The sequence below is a fragment of the Paenibacillus sp. TC-CSREp1 genome, from assembly GCF_050171015.1.
Lineage (GTDB): Bacteria > Bacillota > Bacilli > Paenibacillales > Paenibacillaceae > Paenibacillus > Paenibacillus silvae.
The window spans coordinates 38,338-59,534 of the sequence record NZ_JBNOKM010000023.1 but is presented as its reverse complement, the minus strand read 5'-3'; the positions used below and the strand labels follow the sequence as shown (position 1 = coordinate 59,534).

The 21,197-nt window shown below is 45.8% G+C and carries 17 protein-coding genes; 11 read left to right on the top strand and 6 right to left on the bottom strand.

Translation table 11 applies throughout. The features are described from left to right. Positions 1-791: 791 nt before the first annotated feature. Both ACQSGY_RS26480 and ACQSGY_RS26475 read left to right on the top strand, forming a co-directional pair. Positions 792-2,174: an amidase domain-containing protein gene (locus ACQSGY_RS26480; RefSeq protein ID WP_427181598.1), complete on the top strand. Its 1,383-nt coding sequence runs from the start codon at positions 792-794 to the stop codon at positions 2,172-2,174. Between the two features lie 102 nt (positions 2,175-2,276). Then, positions 2,277-2,957, top strand: a complete 681-nt coding sequence (locus ACQSGY_RS26475; RefSeq protein WP_427181597.1) for a hypothetical protein — start codon at positions 2,277-2,279, stop codon at positions 2,955-2,957. A gap of 243 nt (positions 2,958-3,200) precedes the next feature. Here the strand turns inward: ACQSGY_RS26475 and ACQSGY_RS26470 are convergent, their stop codons facing one another. Together ACQSGY_RS26470 and ACQSGY_RS26465 are read right to left on the bottom strand one after the other, a co-directional pair. Beyond that, positions 3,201-4,034, bottom strand: a complete 834-nt coding sequence (locus ACQSGY_RS26470; RefSeq protein ID WP_427181612.1) for a sulfurtransferase — start codon at positions 4,032-4,034, stop codon at positions 3,201-3,203. Positions 4,035-4,192: 158 nt separating this feature from the next. Beyond that, complete coding sequence (locus ACQSGY_RS26465) at positions 4,193-5,137, bottom strand: DMT family transporter (RefSeq protein WP_427181596.1); 945 nt, start codon at positions 5,135-5,137, stop codon at positions 4,193-4,195. Between the two features lie 316 nt (positions 5,138-5,453). On the opposite strand from ACQSGY_RS26465, the gene ACQSGY_RS26460 reads away from it, so the two are divergent. From ACQSGY_RS26460 to ACQSGY_RS26450, 3 genes are all read left to right on the top strand, one after another. Further along, positions 5,454-6,356 (top strand): polysaccharide deacetylase family protein, encoded by a 903-nt coding sequence (locus tag ACQSGY_RS26460; RefSeq protein ID WP_426333146.1) that lies wholly within the window; start codon positions 5,454-5,456, stop codon positions 6,354-6,356. Between the two features lie 40 nt (positions 6,357-6,396). Next, a complete protein-coding gene (locus ACQSGY_RS26455; protein ID WP_186323046.1) occupies positions 6,397-7,050 on the top strand; it encodes a YkyA family protein in 654 nt (217 codons plus the stop codon). 153 nt (positions 7,051-7,203) lie between these two features. Continuing rightward, positions 7,204-8,100 carry a hypothetical protein gene (locus tag ACQSGY_RS26450; RefSeq protein ID WP_427181595.1) on the top strand — a complete coding sequence of 299 codons (897 nt, stop codon included), beginning with the start codon at positions 7,204-7,206 and terminating at the stop codon, positions 8,098-8,100. Between the two features lie 193 nt (positions 8,101-8,293). Here the strand turns inward: ACQSGY_RS26450 and ACQSGY_RS26445 are convergent, their stop codons facing one another. After that, positions 8,294-9,466, bottom strand: a complete 1,173-nt coding sequence (locus tag ACQSGY_RS26445; protein ID WP_427181594.1) for a mannitol-1-phosphate 5-dehydrogenase — start codon at positions 9,464-9,466, stop codon at positions 8,294-8,296. A gap of 46 nt (positions 9,467-9,512) precedes the next feature. After that, the gene (locus ACQSGY_RS26440; protein WP_427181593.1) at positions 9,513-10,181 is read right to left on the bottom strand and encodes an HAD family hydrolase; all 669 of its coding nucleotides are present in this window, start codon (positions 10,179-10,181) and stop codon (positions 9,513-9,515) included. A 476-nt stretch (positions 10,182-10,657) separates the two neighbouring features. Here ACQSGY_RS26440 and ACQSGY_RS26435 point away from each other — a divergent pair, with 476 nt between their 5' ends. From ACQSGY_RS26435 to ACQSGY_RS26420, 4 genes are all read left to right on the top strand, one after another. After that, positions 10,658-11,605, top strand: a complete 948-nt coding sequence (locus ACQSGY_RS26435; protein ID WP_427181592.1) for an ADP-ribosylglycohydrolase family protein — start codon at positions 10,658-10,660, stop codon at positions 11,603-11,605. 43 nt (positions 11,606-11,648) lie between these two features. After that, positions 11,649-12,932, top strand: a complete 1,284-nt coding sequence (locus ACQSGY_RS26430; RefSeq protein WP_427181591.1) for an MFS transporter — start codon at positions 11,649-11,651, stop codon at positions 12,930-12,932. Between the two features lie 398 nt (positions 12,933-13,330). Beyond that, positions 13,331-14,278: an alpha/beta hydrolase gene (locus tag ACQSGY_RS26425; RefSeq protein WP_216517018.1), complete on the top strand. Its 948-nt coding sequence runs from the start codon at positions 13,331-13,333 to the stop codon at positions 14,276-14,278. A gap of 207 nt (positions 14,279-14,485) precedes the next feature. Then, positions 14,486-14,671 carry a hypothetical protein gene (locus ACQSGY_RS26420; RefSeq protein ID WP_427181590.1) on the top strand — a complete coding sequence of 62 codons (186 nt, stop codon included), beginning with the start codon at positions 14,486-14,488 and terminating at the stop codon, positions 14,669-14,671. Positions 14,672-14,743: 72 nt separating this feature from the next. Here ACQSGY_RS26420 and ACQSGY_RS26415 read toward each other — a convergent pair whose 3' ends face one another. Continuing rightward, on the bottom strand, positions 14,744-17,485 hold the full coding sequence (locus ACQSGY_RS26415) for a discoidin domain-containing protein (protein WP_427181589.1): 2,742 nt from the start codon (positions 17,483-17,485) through the stop codon (positions 14,744-14,746). 344 nt (positions 17,486-17,829) lie between these two features. On the opposite strand from ACQSGY_RS26415, the gene sigK reads away from it, so the two are divergent. Beyond that, positions 17,830-18,528: an RNA polymerase sporulation sigma factor SigK gene (gene sigK / locus ACQSGY_RS26410; protein WP_090915017.1), complete on the top strand. Its 699-nt coding sequence runs from the start codon at positions 17,830-17,832 to the stop codon at positions 18,526-18,528. Positions 18,529-18,860: 332 nt separating this feature from the next. Here the strand turns inward: sigK and ACQSGY_RS26405 are convergent, their stop codons facing one another. Further along, on the bottom strand, positions 18,861-19,448 hold the full coding sequence (locus ACQSGY_RS26405) for a TetR/AcrR family transcriptional regulator (protein WP_427181588.1): 588 nt from the start codon (positions 19,446-19,448) through the stop codon (positions 18,861-18,863). Between the two features lie 303 nt (positions 19,449-19,751). Here ACQSGY_RS26405 and ACQSGY_RS26400 point away from each other — a divergent pair, with 303 nt between their 5' ends. Next, positions 19,752-21,185: a 4-hydroxyphenylacetate 3-hydroxylase family protein gene (locus tag ACQSGY_RS26400; RefSeq protein ID WP_427181587.1), complete on the top strand. Its 1,434-nt coding sequence runs from the start codon at positions 19,752-19,754 to the stop codon at positions 21,183-21,185. Positions 21,186-21,197 lie beyond the last annotated feature (12 nt).

Genomic DNA, 21,197 nt, shown 5'->3' with positions numbered 1-21,197 from the left:
ACACCACGATAAGCTTTCAAGCTTGTAGTGGTGTTTTTGCATATTCTCAAGCTCGGTGCATTGTACCTATTCTTCCCCCGTCGCCACCGCATTCCCCTCATAACTGATCCAGTCGCTCCAGCTCCCGGAATACAGCTTCACATTTGTCGTGGGCTCTGCTAGAAAGGGGTAAATAGAGAATCACCCAAGTGATCTGTGCAAAGCCAAGATGAGCCGTTGTCCTCAGAAAAGTGCTAGTTACTGACCATTGATTTTGGAAAGTGAAGTAGTCACAGTAGTAGTATTGTCATAAATGACGTAATAATAATTTTTGATGAATTATCAATATTAGATCGTCTATCTTTTGATGTCCGTTTAACGCTAAGTAAGGGGGAGGAGCATCCATGATGAGGGACTACATTCACGAGCGCCGTTCCACAGGCTGATGGAATCAAATTTCCACGGTATGTTATCCCCATTACTCTGCTCTTCGTTTGGGTTGTTCTGCTGCTCTGCCTCTTGGGAGTTGTGAAGCATAAGGTTGGGCTGTCTGTTAGGTCAGTTGTAAAGAAGGAGCATACTTCCAATCAACTTTCTGAAAACCAATTTGTTCTTTTGAATTACATAATTTGGTTCTTTGGCATCATTGAATTATAAATGGAATATATTGTATGTTAAATAATGAAACCAGTGCTATAGTTAATTACGAAAAAGGAAGGGAGGAAGGCTGCTAACAGTTCGCTTAAAATACTATTTATTACTTAAAGTTTTAAGGGGAAAACTGAAAAAATGAAAAGAAGGGATTGACTGTATTGAAAAAAGTATGGAGTAATGTACTTCTAAGTTCAATTGTTTTTTCCATGTGTATTCCAACCGCTCAAGCTCAATTCAATTCTGCATCAACGATTGAACAGGATGGTATTTTATCAGATCGAGCATCTAATAGTGTTTATGTTGATTCCAATGGCTCATTGGACTTAGCTGCTCAGGACAAAATAGTCGATTCATTTGTTGTATCAAATAGTTTTTCTCTTGCGAAAGATATTTTGCAGAATTATTATAAAAATATAAATACTGGAACAAAAAGACTGGACTCAGAATCAAATGTATTTGCAGAGAATCTAAATCCAGACCTGTCTTCATACTTGGAAAGGAAAATAAGTACAAAACAATTTGTAGTAGGTGCTGCAAAAGCACAAAAAGAAAATTATGTTCTGAAATATAACTTGCTCTCATCTGAAGTGACTGATGAGGGGATTCTCTTGACTATTAGTACAGAGGCATCATTTAATTACGTAGGTGTAAAAGAACAATCCGGATTTGGTGAAGTATCCAAGATGCTTTTTAAGAATACAGGTTCAGGACTTATATTATCCGATTGGTATATGCCTTATGACTATTACGATGAATATGTTAGAGGAGAGCAGAATCAGTTGAATACTTTGACTGATATTGATGCTAAACCTAACAATTCTCTTATTGCTGCAAAACAGGAGGAATTAAATGATAAAATAATGGAATATTTCTTTGTAGATCGGGAACTACCTACTGAAATCAAACCTATAGATGGTGAAAGAGAATCGGCTCAACCTATAACGACTTTTGCTACATTAAGTTCTCTAAACAAATCATCTATAGCGAATTATGCTAAAAACAATAAGTCTAAAGATCAGCCTTCAAGTGGCGGGGCTGGTGTTTCTTACTATGATTTCTCACAAATTGCAAACAACTGGGATTGCACAAATTTTGTATCTCATGCTTTATTGGCAGGGGGAGCGATCCAATATGATACAAATAATACCGGAATCTCATCTACGGGATGGTACTATAGAAATCTAAGTAATCGTGCATCATCTTGGTCTGGTGTTCCAAATCTGTATAACTTCTTGGTAAGCAATACTACAAAAGGACCATCTGGTAATGGTATTACATATTCTACTTTCAAATATAATGCTAATACAGGTTATCCATACCAGGTTGGGGATGTGCTGCAATTTTATTTAAGTGGGTCATACAATAACTGGAGACATTCAACAATTATCACTGGTTACTATGAGACGAATACAAATTTAGTTCTTGGTGCATTGGTTACTGGACGATCCGCTAAAAATATTTATAATGATAACCAAAAAGCAGAAGAAGTGTATCCAGGGGAGAGCAAAAGAGTCATAAAATTGACTGGGTACTATAAATAAAACAATGGAAAGTGATCCCCCTCTCTAACTTTTGTATTCGGAGGGGGATCAGATTGATTGCTATGTCATGGAATCGAATAATAGTTTACTGGAGGAAATACAATGAAACGTGTATATCTTTTGTTCATATTAGTTATTGTGTTTACTCTTAGTGCATGTCAAGAGACTGATCTTAATATGGGGATAAGTGAAGAATCAACTGCGGTTGCGGCAGGAGACAACCATACCGAAAATGATGAGGTTTCAGATAGCTTATTGAGTGAGAATAAATCTAATGATTCATCTAATTTTTTGACTATAGAACCCAACAATCTGTCAACATTGGATTTTGAGAAAGCATATAAATTATGTACAGAGGCTTTATCAGAATATTATAAGTCCATCTGGAACGGAATTCAGATGGACGTAAGCAAATATATTGATAATCCAAATCTTAAACAGTTTACTGAAAAAAAGATCACCTCACAATATAATCTGTTTCGCAAAAATAATCTTACCTCTAATCAAATAAAAGAGATCAAGATTGGTGCTGAAAAAGTAGATTATGTTGAAGGGAACAACAGATTTTTCTATCTAAAATTAAATGCACGTATTACGAAGGATGTAGGGAGCTATGCTGAACCTACTGAATTTTTGGTACAAAATTTGAATGGGAAATTAGTGATTGCAGACTGGTATACCTCTGGAAAGGATAGTTACGATTCCACTGTCCGAGGGGAAAATCAGAATATTAATAATCCATATATATGGAACGAAAAAGAATGGGTAAATAAAATAAAATAGTGAATAACATTCATCAATTATTATCAAACTTTACTACAGAGGCCCCTGTTAGCGGGCTTTTTTTATTTCTCTAAAAAAATTAATTTTGTTAACCTGTATATAACCTTTTGGTAAAATCTATATAGAGTTTTCAAGAGGAGATGTTCCTGCTCTTGTGATTGTACAAGCATAGCAAAAGCCGCTTGAAGCTTTTAGTCTCCATGCGGCCATCGCTCAATTTATACGTGTACAAGCTTAGCCAAGTTATTCCCCCGTCGCCACCGGATTCTCCTCATAACTAATCCAGTCGCTCCAGCTCCCGGAATACAGCTTCACATTCGAGAATCCCGCTTCCTCCAGGGCAATCACGTTCGGGCAGGCGGAGACACCGGAACCACAATAAACGATAATGGCATCATCTTTCCCCAGCTTTACGAACCGTTCCTCCAATGCGTCAACACTAGACCAGCGACCATCCGCATTAAGCACGTTTTTCCAAAAATAATTCACTGCCCCCGGAATATGTCCGGCCTTCGCATCGATCGGTTCCTCCAGCCCCGCATAACGGCGAGCATCACGGGAGTCAATCAGCACCGCGCTGCCACTTGCGGAAGCATGCTGTACATCCTCAACACTTGCGAGCATCTGCGGCTGCAACTTCACATCAAATGAAGATGGAATCTGCACCGGCACATCTGTTGTTACCGGGAACTTGGCGTTCTGCCAAGCGGAGAAGCCCTCGTCCATAACATATACTTGTTCATGACCCATATAACGCAGCAGCCACCACAAACGCGAGGCGTTCATTCCGCCTTGATCATCATAGGCGATGATGCGGCTGTTGGAGCCGATGCCCCCTTTGGCAAGGCGGCCTGCAAGCGCAGCCGGATCAGGAAGCGGGTGACGCCCGCCATGCTCGGTTACGGGAGCGGACAGATCCTTTTCGAGATCAAGGTAGATTGCTCCTGGAATATGTCCGGCTTCGTAAGCTTCACGCCCGGCATCCGGCTGACCAAGCAGGAAGCGACAGTCTGCGATGACAACGTCCGGTTCGTACATTCTGGCGAGCAGCCAGCGCATGGATACAATATTTTTCATAACAACAAACACCGCCTTCATATGTAATGATTTTTTTTAAAAACGGATTTCCTTCGCTTAAATTGTTGCATCACCAGAGTCTGCTGTTTGCAGGCTCCGGCCTTTTGCTTTTTTTCATTCCGTATTCCAAAGCGGATCAGCTCTTCCTGGCCCACCCATTACACTGTCTTGGGTTCAACAGAGCCTGGAGCGGCTATGGGAGCATCAGCCGGAATAGGCTGCGGTTTGGTTTTGCCATAACGAATGAAGATCCACACGCCGAACAGGATAACGACACCCGCCGACATTTGCAGTGTACTCAGTGACTCACCGAGCAGCATCCACGCCAGCAGGGATGAGAATACAGGCTCTCCAAGAACACCCATCGACACCGTAGTTGCATTCATATACTGTAACAGCCAGTTAAAGAGGTAGTGGCCGAAGATGGTAGGTACGATCGCGAGCAGCAGGAAGATGCCCCATTCCGAAGCAGCATAACCGCCAAAAGCATGACCCATGAACAGATTGTAAACGGCAAACGTACAGGCAGCAACAAGGAACACCCAGAAATTATACGAAAAGGCACTGAGCCCCGTCCGCAAAAATTGACCCAGAAGCATATGCACAGCTACCGCCATCGTGCCAAGCAAGGATAAAATATCCCCTTTCAGCGCAGTACCTGCCACCTGGAAATCACCAGCACCGATGATGATAGACCCCAACAGCGCTATACCCATGCCGATCAGCATCATGCGGTTGATTTTGGCTTTGAACAGCCAGACCGAGCCTGCCAGAATCAGAATCGGCTCCAGTGCAAGGATGACGGTGGAGCTCGCCACACTGGTTAATCGCAATGATCCCATCCACAGTAGGAAGTGCAGGGCAAGCATGATACCGGAAGCAAGCAGCAAAGCCCACTGACGGAAATCAAGCCGCATCATCTCATGCCTGTGAGGCCAAATGAAAGGAAGCATAACCAGATTGGTTAAAAATAGACGATACATGGCAATGACCGCAACATCTGCGTCAGACCAGCGTACAAAAATAGAGGAGAAAGAAATGGCAATAATGCCGACAAAAAATAACAAATAGATAGATTTGCCGGCACGGTTTATACTTGTCATGGGTGTAGCTCCTTCTTGAAAAATAGATAACCTAAATCATCTCATTATACAGGAGAAGATCATCGCAGGGAAGCTCGAAATAAACTGCCGGAAGCCTGCAAAGTTCGGAGACGTTTTTGCCTGTAACAACGGTTAAAATCAGCTGATAAGCAGTCGTTAGAGAAACATGGAAAAGAGATAAGCAGATTGTAACCGAGCTTGTAACTATTCTGTCATTCACAAGGCCCAGTTTTCTATTAATCTTCTATATAGAGACATTAGTCGAGATAATATTCCATGAATCGGGAAAAAATGAAAGTTAGGAAGTGGGCAGTACGTGAGAGCACAACAAGAAGCAACGAGAGAGTATGGAAATGCGATTCGCAGCATGAGCCGGAAACAAACCCATAGACGAAGAAAAATCCGATACGGCAGGTTAAGTGTAGCTCTTATGCTTATAGTCCTGTTTGTTGCGGGTTTGACATATCTGTTCATTGGTATGACTCACTGGATTAAAACGGTAGCAGCCCCGCCCCCCATTGCGGTAATTGAGCAGCCCGCCAAGCTGGGCATGATTCAGGTTACACCTGAGGCAAAAGAGGAGCCTGCGCGGTTTCTGGGACAGGTTCGCAAGGTGGCGTACATAACATTTGATGACGGGCCAAGTATCTATACAGATCAATTGCTCGACATCTTGAAGCAGCATGAGGCGAAGGCAACCTTTTTCATGGTGGGACGTCAGCTGAATGAGCATCGGGGTGCAGTGAAACGTCTGGTGAAAGAGGGCAGCTATCCAGGACTGCACAGCATGACACATAACTATACAAAGCTCTATAAGAGCGGAAGCTCGGCAAACTTTGTGAACGAGTTCAAAAAAGAGCAGCAGTTGGTGGAGAAGATCATCGGATTTAAACCCCATCTCATCCGCGCGCCATATGGAAGCAGTCCGCAGATCGGTGAAGCTTTCAGAGGGGATATCGCAGCCGCCGGTTTCAAAATGTGGGATTGGACGATAGACTCGCTGGACTGGAACCTGCCGGGTCAGCCGGACAAAATTGTAGCCCGGGTGAGCAGCACTGTACACAGAGATAAAGAAGTGATTCTGATGCATGAACGGGAACAGACCGTACAGGCATTGCCGCGTATTATGAAATTGCTGGAGGAGCGTGGCTACGAGTTCGAGGTCTATGATCCGAATGCACACTGGGTTGTCAACTTCAGCGGAGATACCCGTCTATAACCCATCGTATATAAAGAGTAATGCAAGAGAGGGAGAACAAATGCGAATTACGCGTCAGAACATAATATTTGCAGTCAGCATTCTGCTGCTGCTTCTGCTCAGTGGATGTGGAGATCCGCAGGAGCCGGCAGCTAATCAGGTCAATCGTTTGGTTCAGGGCGGTCAGCAGATTGACCAGAGTCTGAAAGCCATGACCAAATATGAACAAGAGGATATGGAATTATACAAGTCTATTTTAAGCAAAGGTAAAAGTAAAAACAGTAACATCGAACCGCTGCTGGATCAGGCGGAGGCTCATATCAAGGAACGCAGAGAGCTGCTGCAGCAGACTGGCAAGGTCATGCAGGAAACTGCAGAGAAGACGGAGGAGCTTCGTCATTCGCTAGGGGAGCTTACGATCGAGAAGCAAGAGACACTTGCTCACGCAGGGAAAGTACTGGATCAATATGAGGCCAGAGCCAAGACGTTCGAACTGTTTGTTGCCTCCTACGAAAGCAGTCTGGATGCGGAAGAGCAGCTGTACGGACTGATGAGAGCAAAGGCCAAGCCGAATCTGGTCAAAATTAAACGTGCCATTCGAACGCGTAATGAAGAGTACGCCAAGCTGGCTGAAGTACGCAAACAATTCAACCTGCAAACACAGGCGTTCAACGCAGCTCATGCACAACTGGTCAAGCTGGATCAGGCGGGCTAAAGAGCTGACGGGGGATGCGCACTATCCAATACCGTGTTTACGTGATTGATCTGCCTGCCTTTCGTGTAAGTACTAGTATAGAACGAAGCTGTATATTAGTTGGGCAGCAACATGGACAAGCAGCATTGCGTATAAGCTAACGGAGGTGTTCATATGCGAAAAGGGAATACGGTGAAGGTCAGCGCCACATTGCTGGTTCTGCTTATGGGATTCTCGCTTGTGGCTTGCGGCAGCAGTGCACCTGCACTTCAGCCGACTGTGGGGGGTAATACGGAGGAGTCGTCACCAGCAACAGAGCCGCCGCAGCAGGAGAGTGATGCCATTGAAGCGGAAGGAATTCTGACAGGCTGGGCAGACCCGCATACGGTTGAGATTCGTGTGAATGACAAAGCGATGTCCTTCCAGGTGGGAGAGGATATGCAGAAGTCAATGGACGATATGGATGATGAGGATACGGTTCGATTCAAATATGTAGAGAAAACGCTTGACGCTTCTACTAAACAGCTCGTACTCACCGAGATTACCAAGATCGCATCTGCCGATGATGGCAACCAGGGTTCGGGTACAGGAGGAGCTGTAGCGTCTGATCGACCAGCGACGTCAGAACTCGAAGTAACGGTCGAAGGGATAACGGAGAAGCGACCAGTAACGCTGGCGCAGGCCAAAGGATATTCTCTTTATATTTTTGAGCCAATGTCGTTTGATGCAGAAGACCATGAGTTAACGATGAAGATTGATCCTGCATATAAGGTAGAGATTGAGAAGCTGCCTGCGGACTTTAATCTGGATCATTTGAAAATGGATGCGAGGGAAGAGTTGTCCAAGAACGGAGAAGTCAAGGCGTTAACAGCTGAACAACTCAGTAACGGGCCGATGAAAGATGCAAGATTGTTCATGATGTCTCAGAATGAGAAGAAAACGCAATATTTCATCGTTAAAGAACTGGACGGCAACGGATACATTTTCCACATTCATGCACCTGTTGGTGAACCAACCGAAGGTTTCGTGCCTATGGTCTATGCATCAATCAACTCCATAATGAATGAATAGATCAGAGAACTAACAAATACACAGCGCATTTCCTTTCAGTAGAGAGGGATGCGCTATTTTTTTGTTGTCTGGCGGATCGAAGTCAAAAAACCGGAAGGAACAAATAAGACATGGGTTCCTCCCGGCGTTTTTGTCATGGTTCATCTGATGATGATGTTGTAGTTGGGTTGAATCCAGTTTCTGAATAGCGGATTCAGGTGAGAACAGCGTTTATTTTGCTCCTTTGCAGTTCTTCATATCGGGTGAGCACTTGCTGATGAACGGGATGTTCTTCGGGAATACCCATGCGGTCGTGGATGAAAGCAGAGAGGCCATTTTCACGAATGACGTGCTGCATCTTCATGGCTTCCTCATCACGTTTGTCATCAAATAACATCGCGGCTGCCATCGCAGAGGTTAGATGGGGAATAGCAATTCCGAATTCACTGGCCTGCATCGCCGGGCGTACAAGCCGGTCGTGAGGCGAGAGCTTGCGAAGCGGGGAGCGTGCGACCCGGGTGACCTGATCGGTCAGATTCGGATTGGCGAATCGTCCGAGTATCGTATCCATATATTTCTGGTGCTTCTCAGTGTCAAAACCGTGTTTGCGAATCAGCATGGCGCCCGTCTCTTCCATTACATGGCGTACTTTGGCGCGAAGAGCGGAATTGCTCATGACCTGCCTTATCGTTTTGTAGCCTGCAAGATAACCTAAATATGCGGCGACACAGTGGCCCGTGTTCACGGTAAACATTTTTCTTTCAATATAGGGTTCAAGAGAATCGACGTAATGAACGCCATTGATTTCTTTGAAACCCTCAAGCAGAGCCGGGCGGTGTACAACCCATTCATAAAAAGGTTCAACGGTAACCTGCAGCGGGTCCTCGTGGTTTTGTGCCGGAACAATCCGGTCCACAGCGGCATTGGGAAATGAAATATAACGTTCGGCCTTGGACCGTGTGCGCTCATCCAGGAATGGATAGATGCGTTTCTTCAGCCGTGTGCTGCCGCCAATGGCGTTTTCACAAGCGATAATATGCAGAGGATTGTAATTGTTTGCTTTCATGCGGAGATAGATGCCTTTGGCAATAGGCTCGGCAATGTCGCCAAGGGCTGACACACCTACCGCCGTTGTGATCAGATCTGCGGAAGCAATCTCTTCCGCTACGCGATGCTGCTCATTTACGTTAATGGCGGTTACGTTGTTGACGATGGTGGTATCTTGCTGCTTGTTGGCGAGTGTAATGGGATACTCCTGCCTTTGTTGAAGCATGGATATTTTCTTCGGGTTACGTGCGACAAAGCAGACGTCATAGTTGGAAGCGGACAACATATGACCGATAAATCCGCGGCCTATATTGCCCGCACCAAAATGTACAGCTTTCATGTGTGAACTCCCCCTTTGAGATTGGATAACGAAATTCGTTCAGACCTTAGACGGTAGTGACGAGCGGCTTCGAGATCAAATCTTTTAATTCGAGGTCGGTCAGGCAGGATAGCCGTTGGTGTGGCATATCGAATTCAAGTGTCCCGGTAATGGTATTTGTAATGACTACGCAGTGCATACCGGCTGCGGCTGCTGCACGTGCACCGTTAGGTGAATCCTCTATGGCTACAGCTTCGTCCGGATGGACTCCGAGCGCATCAAGCGCCTGATTGTACAATTCGGGGTCTGGTTTTACATGGGCAACATCATCCGCTGTACGAATCACTTCAAAGTAATCTTTCAGTTTCAGCTGCTCCAGATGCTGCTCCACCCAATCACGCCTGGAACTGGAAGCAACGGCGAGTTTGAGTCCAGCTTCGCGTGCCTGCTCCAGATACACCTGAATCCCCGGGCGAACCTGCTCTTTTTCCATTAGCGCAGCATGCTGCAGCTGAACGGATTCCCTGAACGCATCCCGATCAATCGGAAGCTTCAAATCTGTGATAAGGTACTCGTACGGATTAAACGTTTTGAGACTGGTGCCGATACATTGAGAATACATCTCCAGCGTAAGGTCAACCCCATGTTTTTTATACGCATCACGAAATGCAACATACCATGCCGTCTCTGTATCAATAATCGTTCCATCAAAGTCAAAAATCAGTGCCTTGATCATGCATTTATTCCTCCTGTTTTCAGAATTTGTTTTGGGTTTGGAAAATGAAACATTATTTTCGTAAGTTTTCTGCGATTTCATTCCCGAACATTCATTGAATTCGCGGAACATTAGTTGACGCGAAAAGCGATGGATGATAATTAATTTGGGAAAAAATATGCGGTGAAGCTAATAAAACCGTAACATAGGACAAAGTTTAGGGTCAAGCATGTTATGATTATTTACATTGAAAATTTTCATAGAAATGATTTATTTTCAGTAAATTGATGGCTTTGCAAACCGCTAAGCGTTAAGCATGTAAGCGTTATACTGAATAAACGGATTTTTCAGCATCAAAAAAAATAAATTTTTTTATGAAAATAAATGAGATTTGACCGTTCAACAGCTTTCGACACGTTTATAATAGAAGAAATGCATCTGCTTGTCGGGCCGCAAGCATGTAAAGTAAAACAAATAAAGAGGAGGAGCACTACACTATGCTTAACAAGGATCGTTTTGACGGATGTCTCATCGGGCTTGCAGTGGGAGATGCACTGGGAACTACGGTTGAATTCAGTGCCCCGGGTACCTTCGAGCCTGTTGCAGATATGATTGGCGGCGGTGTGTTTGGCCTGGAAGCAGGGCAGTGGACTGACGATACGTCCATGGCTCTGTGTTTGGCGGAAAGCTTGATCCGTCAGCAGGGCTTCGATGCTGCTGATCAGATGCGCCGGTATACGAACTGGTACAAGGTTGGTTATATGAGCAGTACGGGAGAATGCTTTGATATTGGCGGGGCGACACGAAGTGCCTTGGAGCGTTTTGTCCGAACTGGAGAACCTTATAGCGGTTCAAGTGATCCAATGACAGCAGGCAATGGTTCCATTATGCGGCTTGCACCAGTGGCGATGGCTTATGCTCATCAACCCGCAGAGGCTGTTCGCTACGCCGGACTCAGCTCTCGAACGACACATGCTGCGCTCGAGAGTGTAGAAGCCTGTGAAGTGCTCGCGGCGATTGTTGTAGCCGGGCTTCGCGGAGCAGACAAGGCAACTATGTTGTCCCCTGAGACGATGAAGCGCTGGCGTACGGAGCCGGGCATGTCTTTTTCACCTGCGATCGAAGAAGTGGTCTCGGGATCTTATCAGCGCAAAGAACCGCCCGAAATTCAGGGCAGTGGTTATGTGGTTCGTTCTCTGGAAGCTGCATTGTGGGCATTTTATAAGTCATCCAGCTTTGCGGAAGGGGCATTGCTCGCAGTGAATCTGGGAGATGATGCGGATACAACTGGCGCTGTATATGGACAGATCGCAGGTGCCTATTACGGGCAAAGCGATATTCCGGCACACTGGCAGGACAAGCTGGCGATGAAAGAGGATTTTGAACGTTTAAACGAAGCATTATGGTTGAAAGCACACGGCGAAGATGCGCAGGTAAATAAATAGATAAAATAATAGTTATCAGAAAGACGGGAGAAGAGAAATCATCATGAGCAAGACAACACATTCACTCGATGCTTCTGCGGAAGAACCGCAAGAAGGCACAGGGCAATCATCTGCTCCTGTATCGGGTAAAAAGAGGACATTTCCTTTATCGCTGTTATGTTTGACGATCGGAGCATTTGCCATTGGCATGACGGAGTTTATCATTATGGGTTTGCTCCCCAATGTGGCGGCAGACCTGAACGTAAGTATTCCACAAGCCGGGCAGCTTATTACCGGTTATGCGCTGGGCGTAGCTGTGGGTGCGCCGATTCTGACCGTGTTCACTCACAAAATTCCACAGAAAAAACTGCTGGTGCTGTTGATGTGTATTTTCATCCTTGGTAACGCATTGTCTGTCATAGCACCTACTTACGGACTGCTGATATCAGCACGTATTCTGACGGCATTTGCCCACGGTACATTTCTTGGTGTAGGTTCAATTCTGGCTACGAAGCTGGTTACACCAGATCGAAGGGCTGGAGCGGTGTCGGTTGTGCTTGCAGGCCTGACCATTGCCAATATTATTGGTGTGCCATTTGGTACATTTATCGGTCAACAGCTTGGCTGGAGATCTTCCTTTGGAGCGATCACCATCCTGGGTATTATTTCGCTGCTGGGTATTATTCGATTTATTCCAGTTATTCCTCAAGGGCCGCCGGCCAATCTGGGACAGCAATTTCGTAATCTGATCCGGCCGCAGGTATTACTTGTGCTGCTCATCGGGGCAATGGGTTGCGGCAGTTTATTTGCAGTGTTTACGTATATTACACCTCTGCTGGTGGATATTAGCGGTTTTGCCGAGCAAAGTGTAACCTGGATTCTGGTGCTGTTTGGCTTCGGTGTTACGCTGGGCAATATGGTCGGCGGTCGTCTGGCAGACTGGAAGCTCATGCCTTCGCTTATCGTTAACTTTGCCATTCTGGCAGTTCTGCTGGCACTATTAACACTGACACTGCACCATCCGGTTCTGGCGGTCATAACCATTTTCCTCTGGGGTGTTGCAGCCTTTGGCATTATGCCTGGACTCCAGATCCGCATTATGAATATGACCCGCGAGGCGCCCTTGCTGGCGACAACATCAAGCCACTCTGCGTTTAACCTCGGGAATGCAGCTGGTGCTTATATCGGTGGTTTTGCTATAACACACACGGGGTTAATCTCGGTTCCACTCTATGCCGCGGTGATTGCTGCGCTAGGGCTGGCCGGTTTGTTATTCAGTCTGCTGATGCATGATAGGAAGGCTTCGCCTGAAGGTGCAGATGTTATGAATCAGGTCTCGGTGCACTAAAGTCATAGTATTGGACAAGGCCTCTGTTTTCTCTTGAAACGGGAAACGGAGGCTTTGTTGTGCAGCTTATGTAAAGAGAATGAGACGCGCAGACGTATATTCGCATTCTAAAAAGGTATATTTTTCAAAGTAGAAGGTATGATTATTTAAGTATTTGGTTGCTGTACATAACAAGATAGGTGATATAATGAAGTGGTAATTGGAATTCTTTGTAAAATTTGAATGAGTGATGTCTGTTTTTGCATGTCCGTAAAAAGGCAGACAGAGGTGCTACTATTTGAAGAAGGGAGGAACTTCACTTTATATTGTAAGGGCTTTCAATTAGGGGTGCAGCTAAATAGCTGTACTGCAAGGTGAGTGCACGTTTTGAAATCCAATGTTAAAGGAGAATGATATTGATGAATAAACGTCTGTCCCGTGTTTTGAGTCTTTCCATCACAGCTGCACTTCTGGTTCCAACGATGGCATCGGCAGCTGAAACAAGTGAAGGTACTGCTCCGGCCGCGATTCAAGCCACGGTTGATCAGGGTACAGCAAACACCGCTGATATTACAGGTCAGAATGCGCTGGCCAACACTCCGGTTGTGCCTGCACCACCCGGGTATGATGGATATCGGAACAACATTCCGCATGGTAACACAAATCTGATTACGTATTATTCCACGACTGTTGGCAATGCAAGAAAGGCAATGGTGTACACGCCGCCTGGATATACACCAAACAAAAAGTATAATGTTCTGTACCTCCTGCATGGTATTGGCGGGGATGAGTACGAATGGGTTAATGCGATGAAACCGAAGAACATTCTGGACAACCTGTATTCAGAAGGAAAGCTGTCCGATATGATCGTGGTTATGCCGAATGGCCGTGCGATGAAGGATGACCGCCCGATAGGTGACATTTATGCACCGGATAAGGTCGCCGCGTTTGAACGGTTCGAGCAGGATCTGCTCAAGGACCTCATCCCTCATATCGAAGCAAACTATCCGGTGTACAAGGATAAGAACAATCGTGCGCTTGCCGGTCTGTCCATGGGTGGCGGACAATCTCTCAACTTTGGCTTGAAGAATCTGGATACGTTCGCTTATGTGGGTGCCTTCTCGGCAGCACCAAATACGAAGCCTGTGAACCAATTGATCACGAATCCTGGACAGGCAGCCAGCAAACTGAAATTGCTCTGGATTTCCTGCGGAGGAAGTGATGGTCTGTTGTGGGTGAGCCAGAACTTTAAAAATGGTCTTAGCAGTATGAACGTTCCACACATCTGGTATCAAGATGTAGGCGGACATGAGCCAAAAGTTTGGAATAGCGGATTGTATCAATTCTCTCAACGTATTTTCAAATAAGTACACTTCATTCCATCCAAAAGGAATCATCCATAGATCACGTTCAGTGTCGAAGTGAGTCGGATGAGCAGCAGCCTCAGTTCTGTTTGATACAGAATCTGAGGCTTTTGTGTTATCCAGCAATTTGAAGCAGGTTCAAATAAGGAGGAGAGATATTATAATATAGAATGGAGAGTACATAGCGTTGGGAAGAAAGAGAGGGATGAGATGATATATTACAGGGGAGCTTTCCGTGAAACAGACAATGTAATCTATTTCAAAAGTGAGGTGCCGTTGGCTGAAAATGATGTCATTTTGCTGGGGGAGAAAAAATATTTTGTTGAAAGTGTTGAGAAGGAGTTTGTGCTCTTACAGCGAGTCGGATCAATTATTACCGTGCAAATGCCAACATAACAATCTTCCGGGGGAAGCCGCTGCACGTGTTCTGGCGGTTCCCCCGGAGGGTGTTTGATCGATTAGCTCAATTTAGTAAATTTCCAGTTCATTGATTCGAACATATCCGGCTTGATGCGAAGGCCCTTTTCTGCACACAATTTTTATTTTGGAAGTGTTGATCGGACTAAAGCTATGTGAGCGGTATACGTTGGTGTTGTTTGTAATCTTCACAAGTGATACCCAGCTTGAACCGTTCCAGTATTCCACATCATAATCAGACATTACATAACCTTGACTGGTGTACAGATCAACTTTACTTACCTGTTTGCTCTGCCCAAGATCGAGGGTTACGTTCTGTGGTAAAGCAGTGTTGGCATTGTTTGCCCAACTGGAAGCACCGCCAAGAGCTGTACTGCGATCACCATCGTTGATTCTGGCTGTAGAGTATCCGCTGAAGGTGGAGTCTGCTGTTATGGTTGCCGTGCGTGCAAGGTTAGGGCTGCCATAGATTTCGAGCTCATTAATCCGAACATAACCCGGCTGGTGACTTGGCCCTTTGCGAGCAACAACACGAACCTTGGTTGTGTCTACAGCATTAAATGTATGGGAACGCATCAGTTCCTGATTACCTGTAATCTGAACCAGATTCACCCAGGTTGAGCCATTCCAATATTGCAGGTCGTAGTCTGCAAGCGCATACCCTTGGGAAGTGTACAGATCAATGCGGTTGATCGTTTGCGCTGTTTGCATATCTACAACTACATATTGAGGCAAGGGGGTGTTGCGATTATTGGCCCAGCTGTAGCTCTCGCCAAGAGATGTGTTACGGTCACCGTCGTTGATCCGGGAAGCGGAGTAGCCCGGGAAGGTTGAATCTACAGTTATGGATGCATTCCGTGCCAGATTGGTTCCGGTGCCAGGATTGGTTGAAGGATTCTTCACCAGTTTGACCAGATTCCACCGCAGTTCAAACAGCTTGAAGGATTTATTCAGTACAGCCCCTTCCCCCTTTACCAGTGCATCGATGGTTAGTGACATGGTACTTGGTACATCGTTGCTGCTTGTCCATTTGCCCGTTCCCTCAATGCCCGCAAAAACACTCAGCTCCAGTATCTTTTTGCCAACGAGCTTCAGGCCCACTTCAGCTTTGGCGCCTGCCCATGCTGTAATCTGTCCTTCGATCTTATGTGTAACCGTCAGATATCGATCCACACTGCTGTATGGTTTGATCTGGATCGGGATAAATGCGACTGTTTTTCCTTTGACACCTGCCGTGACGGTGTAGCCTTGATCGACCTGAAATTCAAATGTAACGTTTCCGTCAACACCGATGACGAGGAATACCCCGACAGAAACCGAGCCCAGCTTGCCTGCGTCAACATTGAATCCCATGATGGGAACTTTAACTTCTTTCTTGAATTTGGCTTCGCCTTTTAGATAAATATTGGCTTTCTCACCTGCCGTGAATTTAAGGTCATAATTGCCTAAAGCTTTATATTTACCTGTAATTTTAGGCGTGATTAATGTGAGCTTGCCGCCAGCTTCGACAAAGACCTTGTTGCCGTTTGCATTTTGCTGGTTAACGAGCACTTTCTTGAAATCACAGATGAACTCATTCCCGGATTTACGGCAATTGGCAAAATCATTGCTTGCTGTCGCTTGCGTGATCTCGTTCAATTGAATGGCCTCGGCATCATCTGAAGCCGTTTTCGTTTGCGAAGACAAAGACTCACTTTGGAACTCCTCAAAATTTTCGGTTTCGGTCGGACCGGTGACCGATGAGCCGATCTGAATTTGCTTAATAGATGTAGAGTCGGCTTGCTCCGATTCAACGGCTAATGTGTCAGCTTCTGTTGCCTGAATCAGACCCGGTTCATCCAGCACCATATCCGGATCGGGCATTACGATGTTGCGCTCCTCCAAAGAAACTTCCTGCTCGGGGATGTCGTAATAATCGAACAGTTCCTCAACGCCTGGTGTGGTGTATTCAATTAATGCTCCATCCGAGCTGCGGCTGGCACTGGTTATTTTGATCGCACGAGCCGCATTTTCATCAAGAAAAATTTGCCCTGGAGACAGACTGGAGGCTAATGGCTCCGCCTCGTTGGAGGTGAGCAGCAGGCTGCCCTTCTCTTCAACATTTTCAAAAACGTTATCAACTACAGGCAATTTTTGCGAGATGACTGAGGGCATAGGAAGGTTAGACTTGAGCTGGTACTCGACTTGTTCGAACTGTCCTGAGGATTGAAAAGGATTAATAATGGATGCGCCATCTTCGCTAACATTAAACGAAATTCGGAAATAGACCTCAGTGCTTGGTGTATTTATATTACTATTGCCAGCCCAGATCCAGTGTGCACTCGTGTCGTCTGGCATGCCTGCGATCTGATTCCATGGCGAGGCGCCATATCGGCCAAAGTCGCTGGCTCTTGACCAGGCAGAGTCATCAAATTTGGGATCTTCCCAGCCGCTAACGTAATGCTCGGACACTTTCCAGTTCATATCCGTGACGATACTGTCTTCCATATAACGAAGATCAGCGAGGAACCCGGCGTAGCTGCCCCAATCCGTCGCTTTGACTGCAACAACGTTAGTGCCTGACTGGATCGGTACAGGGAAGGTATACGCTTTGGTCCAATCGTTCCCCGTGCCAATCGTTTTTCCGTTTAAATATAAAGTGAATTCATTATCTGCTGTTATTGTAATGGTTGATTCGTTGTTAGATGCACTGTAAACATGCGAAGGCCAAATTCCTGTGAGCATAGGAAGCAAGAGAGAGAGAACTAGAATAGAAACCCAGGACTTCTTGAATGAGGCGTACAGGTTGTGCATACTATTTTCCTCCCAGAAAATAAAGTAGTTTGCAGATAAACAAGAGTGCAAGAAAGTAGGGTAAAAATGAGGCGTCTTACCTCTTTACAAATGGAATATATTTCCTCCTTTCGAGACTATAATAAGGTAAAAAAATCAATTTAACAACATTTATTTACAGTAATCGAACAAAAGATCGAAAGAGAGAATCAGTTCGTATTTTCCGCTAATACGAGGGCCTCATAAAGCTCATGTGTTTTTCAATGGTACGTGCACTTCTGGGCCCCTGCCCACATACAATAGATCGACCCTGTTCCCTTTTGAGCTCAGGCCAGATCGTTGTAAAACTGCAGGAGGTGTCATCTGTGCCCGGATTGTTTACCGCAATTGCCCTGTTCATTAAAGAGTTAACGTTACTTGTCTCGTATGTCAAAAACAATGCGTTTCCCCAGCCGCTTGCTGAGGATGACGAAGCCAAACACCTGCGCCTTATGGCAGAAGGCAATGCCCACTCGCGCAATCTGCTTATTGAACACAATCTGCGCCTGGTGGCGCATATCGTCAAGAAGTTTGACAATACCGGCGAAGATCAGGAGGACCTGATTTCGATTGGAACCATCGGTTTGATCAAAGCCATCGAAAGCTTCCAGCAAGGCAAAGGCACAAAGCTGGCTACTTTTGCAGCCAGATGTATTGAGAACGAAATCCTGATGCATCTGCGTTCCCTGAAGAAAACACGCAAAGACGTATCTCTGCATGACCCCATTGGCACCGACAAAGAGGGGAATGAAATTACACTAATTGATATCCTCGGCACCGAAGCCGATGATGTGGTAGATCGTGTGCAGCTGAAAATTGAAAAAAGCAAAATTTATCGCAATCTGGATATACTCGATGATCGGGAGAAGGAAGTCGTGATCGGCCGCTTTGGCCTGGAGGCTGGCGGAGAGGAGCGCACCCAGCGCGAGATTGCCAAGGAACTGGGCATTTCACGCAGCTATGTGTCTCGAATTGAGAAAAGGGCGTTAATGAAGCTGTACCATGAGTTCTATAAGCAGAAATAGATGTGAATTGTAGAGATGCATTAGATCAGAAGGGCGGCCTTTCGTTATGAAGGAGGGCGGTCCTTTTTGCGTATATAAATGTAATGAGACAGACTCATCACGTCAGGAGCTTTTCCCATAAATACTATTTCGGGATCAAGCCCCTGAGACGCTGGAGCGGATTGATACACAGGTGATCAAATGGAGCTGTTTTGATATATCGGGTCATGGATTTGCTTTAAAAAGAACGAAGATGTAACAGGAATACATACGTACGTTTACGCAATATAACGCAAGGAGCAAACAGAACAATCTCTGAATCGCTGATATGCTCCTTCCGGGGAACGTGTCTCCTAAGCCTGCGCGCCCATGGCCGTGTACACACCTAGTCGGGCAAGACGGGTAAGCTGCAAAGCCATATGATGGGGAGAGTATACTTTGTTATTTTCAAGCCATCGATGAATGATTCCACTGGTGGAGAAGCTGAGATAATCCAGTAAAATGTCCAGCGGTACCTGAACCTTTTGATTTATTCCGATTCGGGTTATCCGTTGAAAAAAATGGGCTTTAATCATCTCATTCAACCTTGTACTGAAATTGCCAACAGGATTGATCAGCAGCATGACCCGGTAGAACTCATCATGCTCAAAGATGTGTTCAAACAAGACCGCAAAGATCGGGTCAGGCTCGGCAAATGAGGGAACCTCATCGATGGCAGCACAATGTTCCTTGAGCACATCGTCCAACAACTGAAATTTCTCATTTACGATAGTATCGAGCAAATCCTCCTTGTCTATAAAGTGGGCATAGAATGTTGAACGGTTGATGTTGGCTTGTTCTGCGATGTCTACCACACTGATGTCCGAGTAATTTTGCTTTGCCATAATGGTCAAAAAGGCTTCGGAGATCATGACACGTGTTCTGTGAATTCTTCGGTCCATGCTTCGGGATTCATTCACTTGTAATCACCTCGAATACAACAAATTGGGATGGATTGTTGGTTAAACAACATCGTTAAGGTCCGTATTAAATACGTCCATGGGAATGAGCTTACAAATCAGCCACCTCCAGATGATGCCAAATTGTAGTTTATTTTGACGTTGCCCAACAGATCAAGGATTTGTGTTTGGTAACCGTCAAAACGGGAATGATTGATTGTTGCGCTCCAATGGATATTAGCTATGATAAACAATAAAACATAGCAAATCAATCGGAAAAATAAAATTTGATTAAGGGGTGACATTTTGAGGGGAGACACTTTCATATCCAGTCTGGAGGATGGGCGACGTGTCTGGCTCGAAGGGCAGCAGGTCAGGAATATTTCCGAGCATGAGGCTTTTAAAGGCACACTGTCTACCATCAGGCAGCTGTTTAACATGCTGGATGATCCTGTGCATCGGGAGCTAGTAGGCTATGCTCCTGATGGACAGGAGCGATATGCACACAGCTCATTTCTCGTTCCGTACACAGCAGCCGAGCTGAACAAGCGCAGTCAGTCCTTTGCGGTCTGGTCTTCCAGTACCAGTGGCATGATGAGCCGGTTATCTGACTATGCCCGTTCCCTAGTCACCGGGTGGTATGCTGCCCGGCACGAATTATCCGAGCTGGACCCGCGATTCGTGGACAAAATCAGTACCTATTACCACGAGGCCAGAGACCGCGATCTCTTTCTGACGACAGCCATCATTGATCCCCAGATTGATCGTTCCAGCGGGCTGGATGATGAACGGATCGCAGAACGATTTCTCCATGTGGTGAAGGAAACGGCGGAAGGCATTGTGGTCAGGGGAGCCAAAATGATTGCAACAGGTGCACCGTATACACATGATTTTCTCATCTTTTCGTTCCTGCAATTCCAGACCCGGCATCAGAAACATGCCCATGTCTTGATCGTACCCGCGAATTCACCAGGACTACATATTGTGTGCAGGGAATCGTTTGCTGATGCCAGAGAACGCAACCATCCACTCAGTGCACGATACGATGAGATGGATGCCGTCCTTTTTTTCGATGATGTCCTGATTCCTTGGGAAAGGGTGCTTCTCTATGGAGATTCTGACAAGGTGCTGAAACTTCGCGGGAACCGTACGGCCAATGGACTGGCTTTTCACCAAAATGTTGTGCGCTTTGTAGCCAAGCTGGAATTTGTCACAGGGGTGGCGTTTGCGGTAGCTGAGTCGATTGGAGTAACCGGATTTCTGCATATTCAAGAGAAACTGGGGGAGCTGCTGACACAGATTGACGTGATCAAGGCACTGATTATTGCAGCGGAGGCCAAAGCTGTGCCTGATGCGGCAGGCGTGCTCGTTCCTGATCTAACGTATGTGGAGACAGCGCGAAATTTGGGAACCAAATATTATCCACGGGCTGTCGAGATACTTCAACAAGTTGGTGCAGGCGGCTTTGTTCAGACCCCTTCCGGGATTGAGGATTTCTACGGTCCGATTTCCGAACTTATGCATTTGTATTTTGAAGGTGCTGCAGTAAGTGCCGAGAAAAAAGTGGAGCTGTTCAAGCTGGCCTGGGATCTCATCGGCAGTCCGCTCGGCGCAAGACATCTGTTATATGAAAAATTTTATGCAGGTGATCCGATCCGTGGGCTTGCATCCCATTACGTTCGACATGACAAATTGTCGTTAACAGCTCCTGTCTGGAAGCTGATTCAAGAGAAAAGCTAGAGCAGAGTAGCC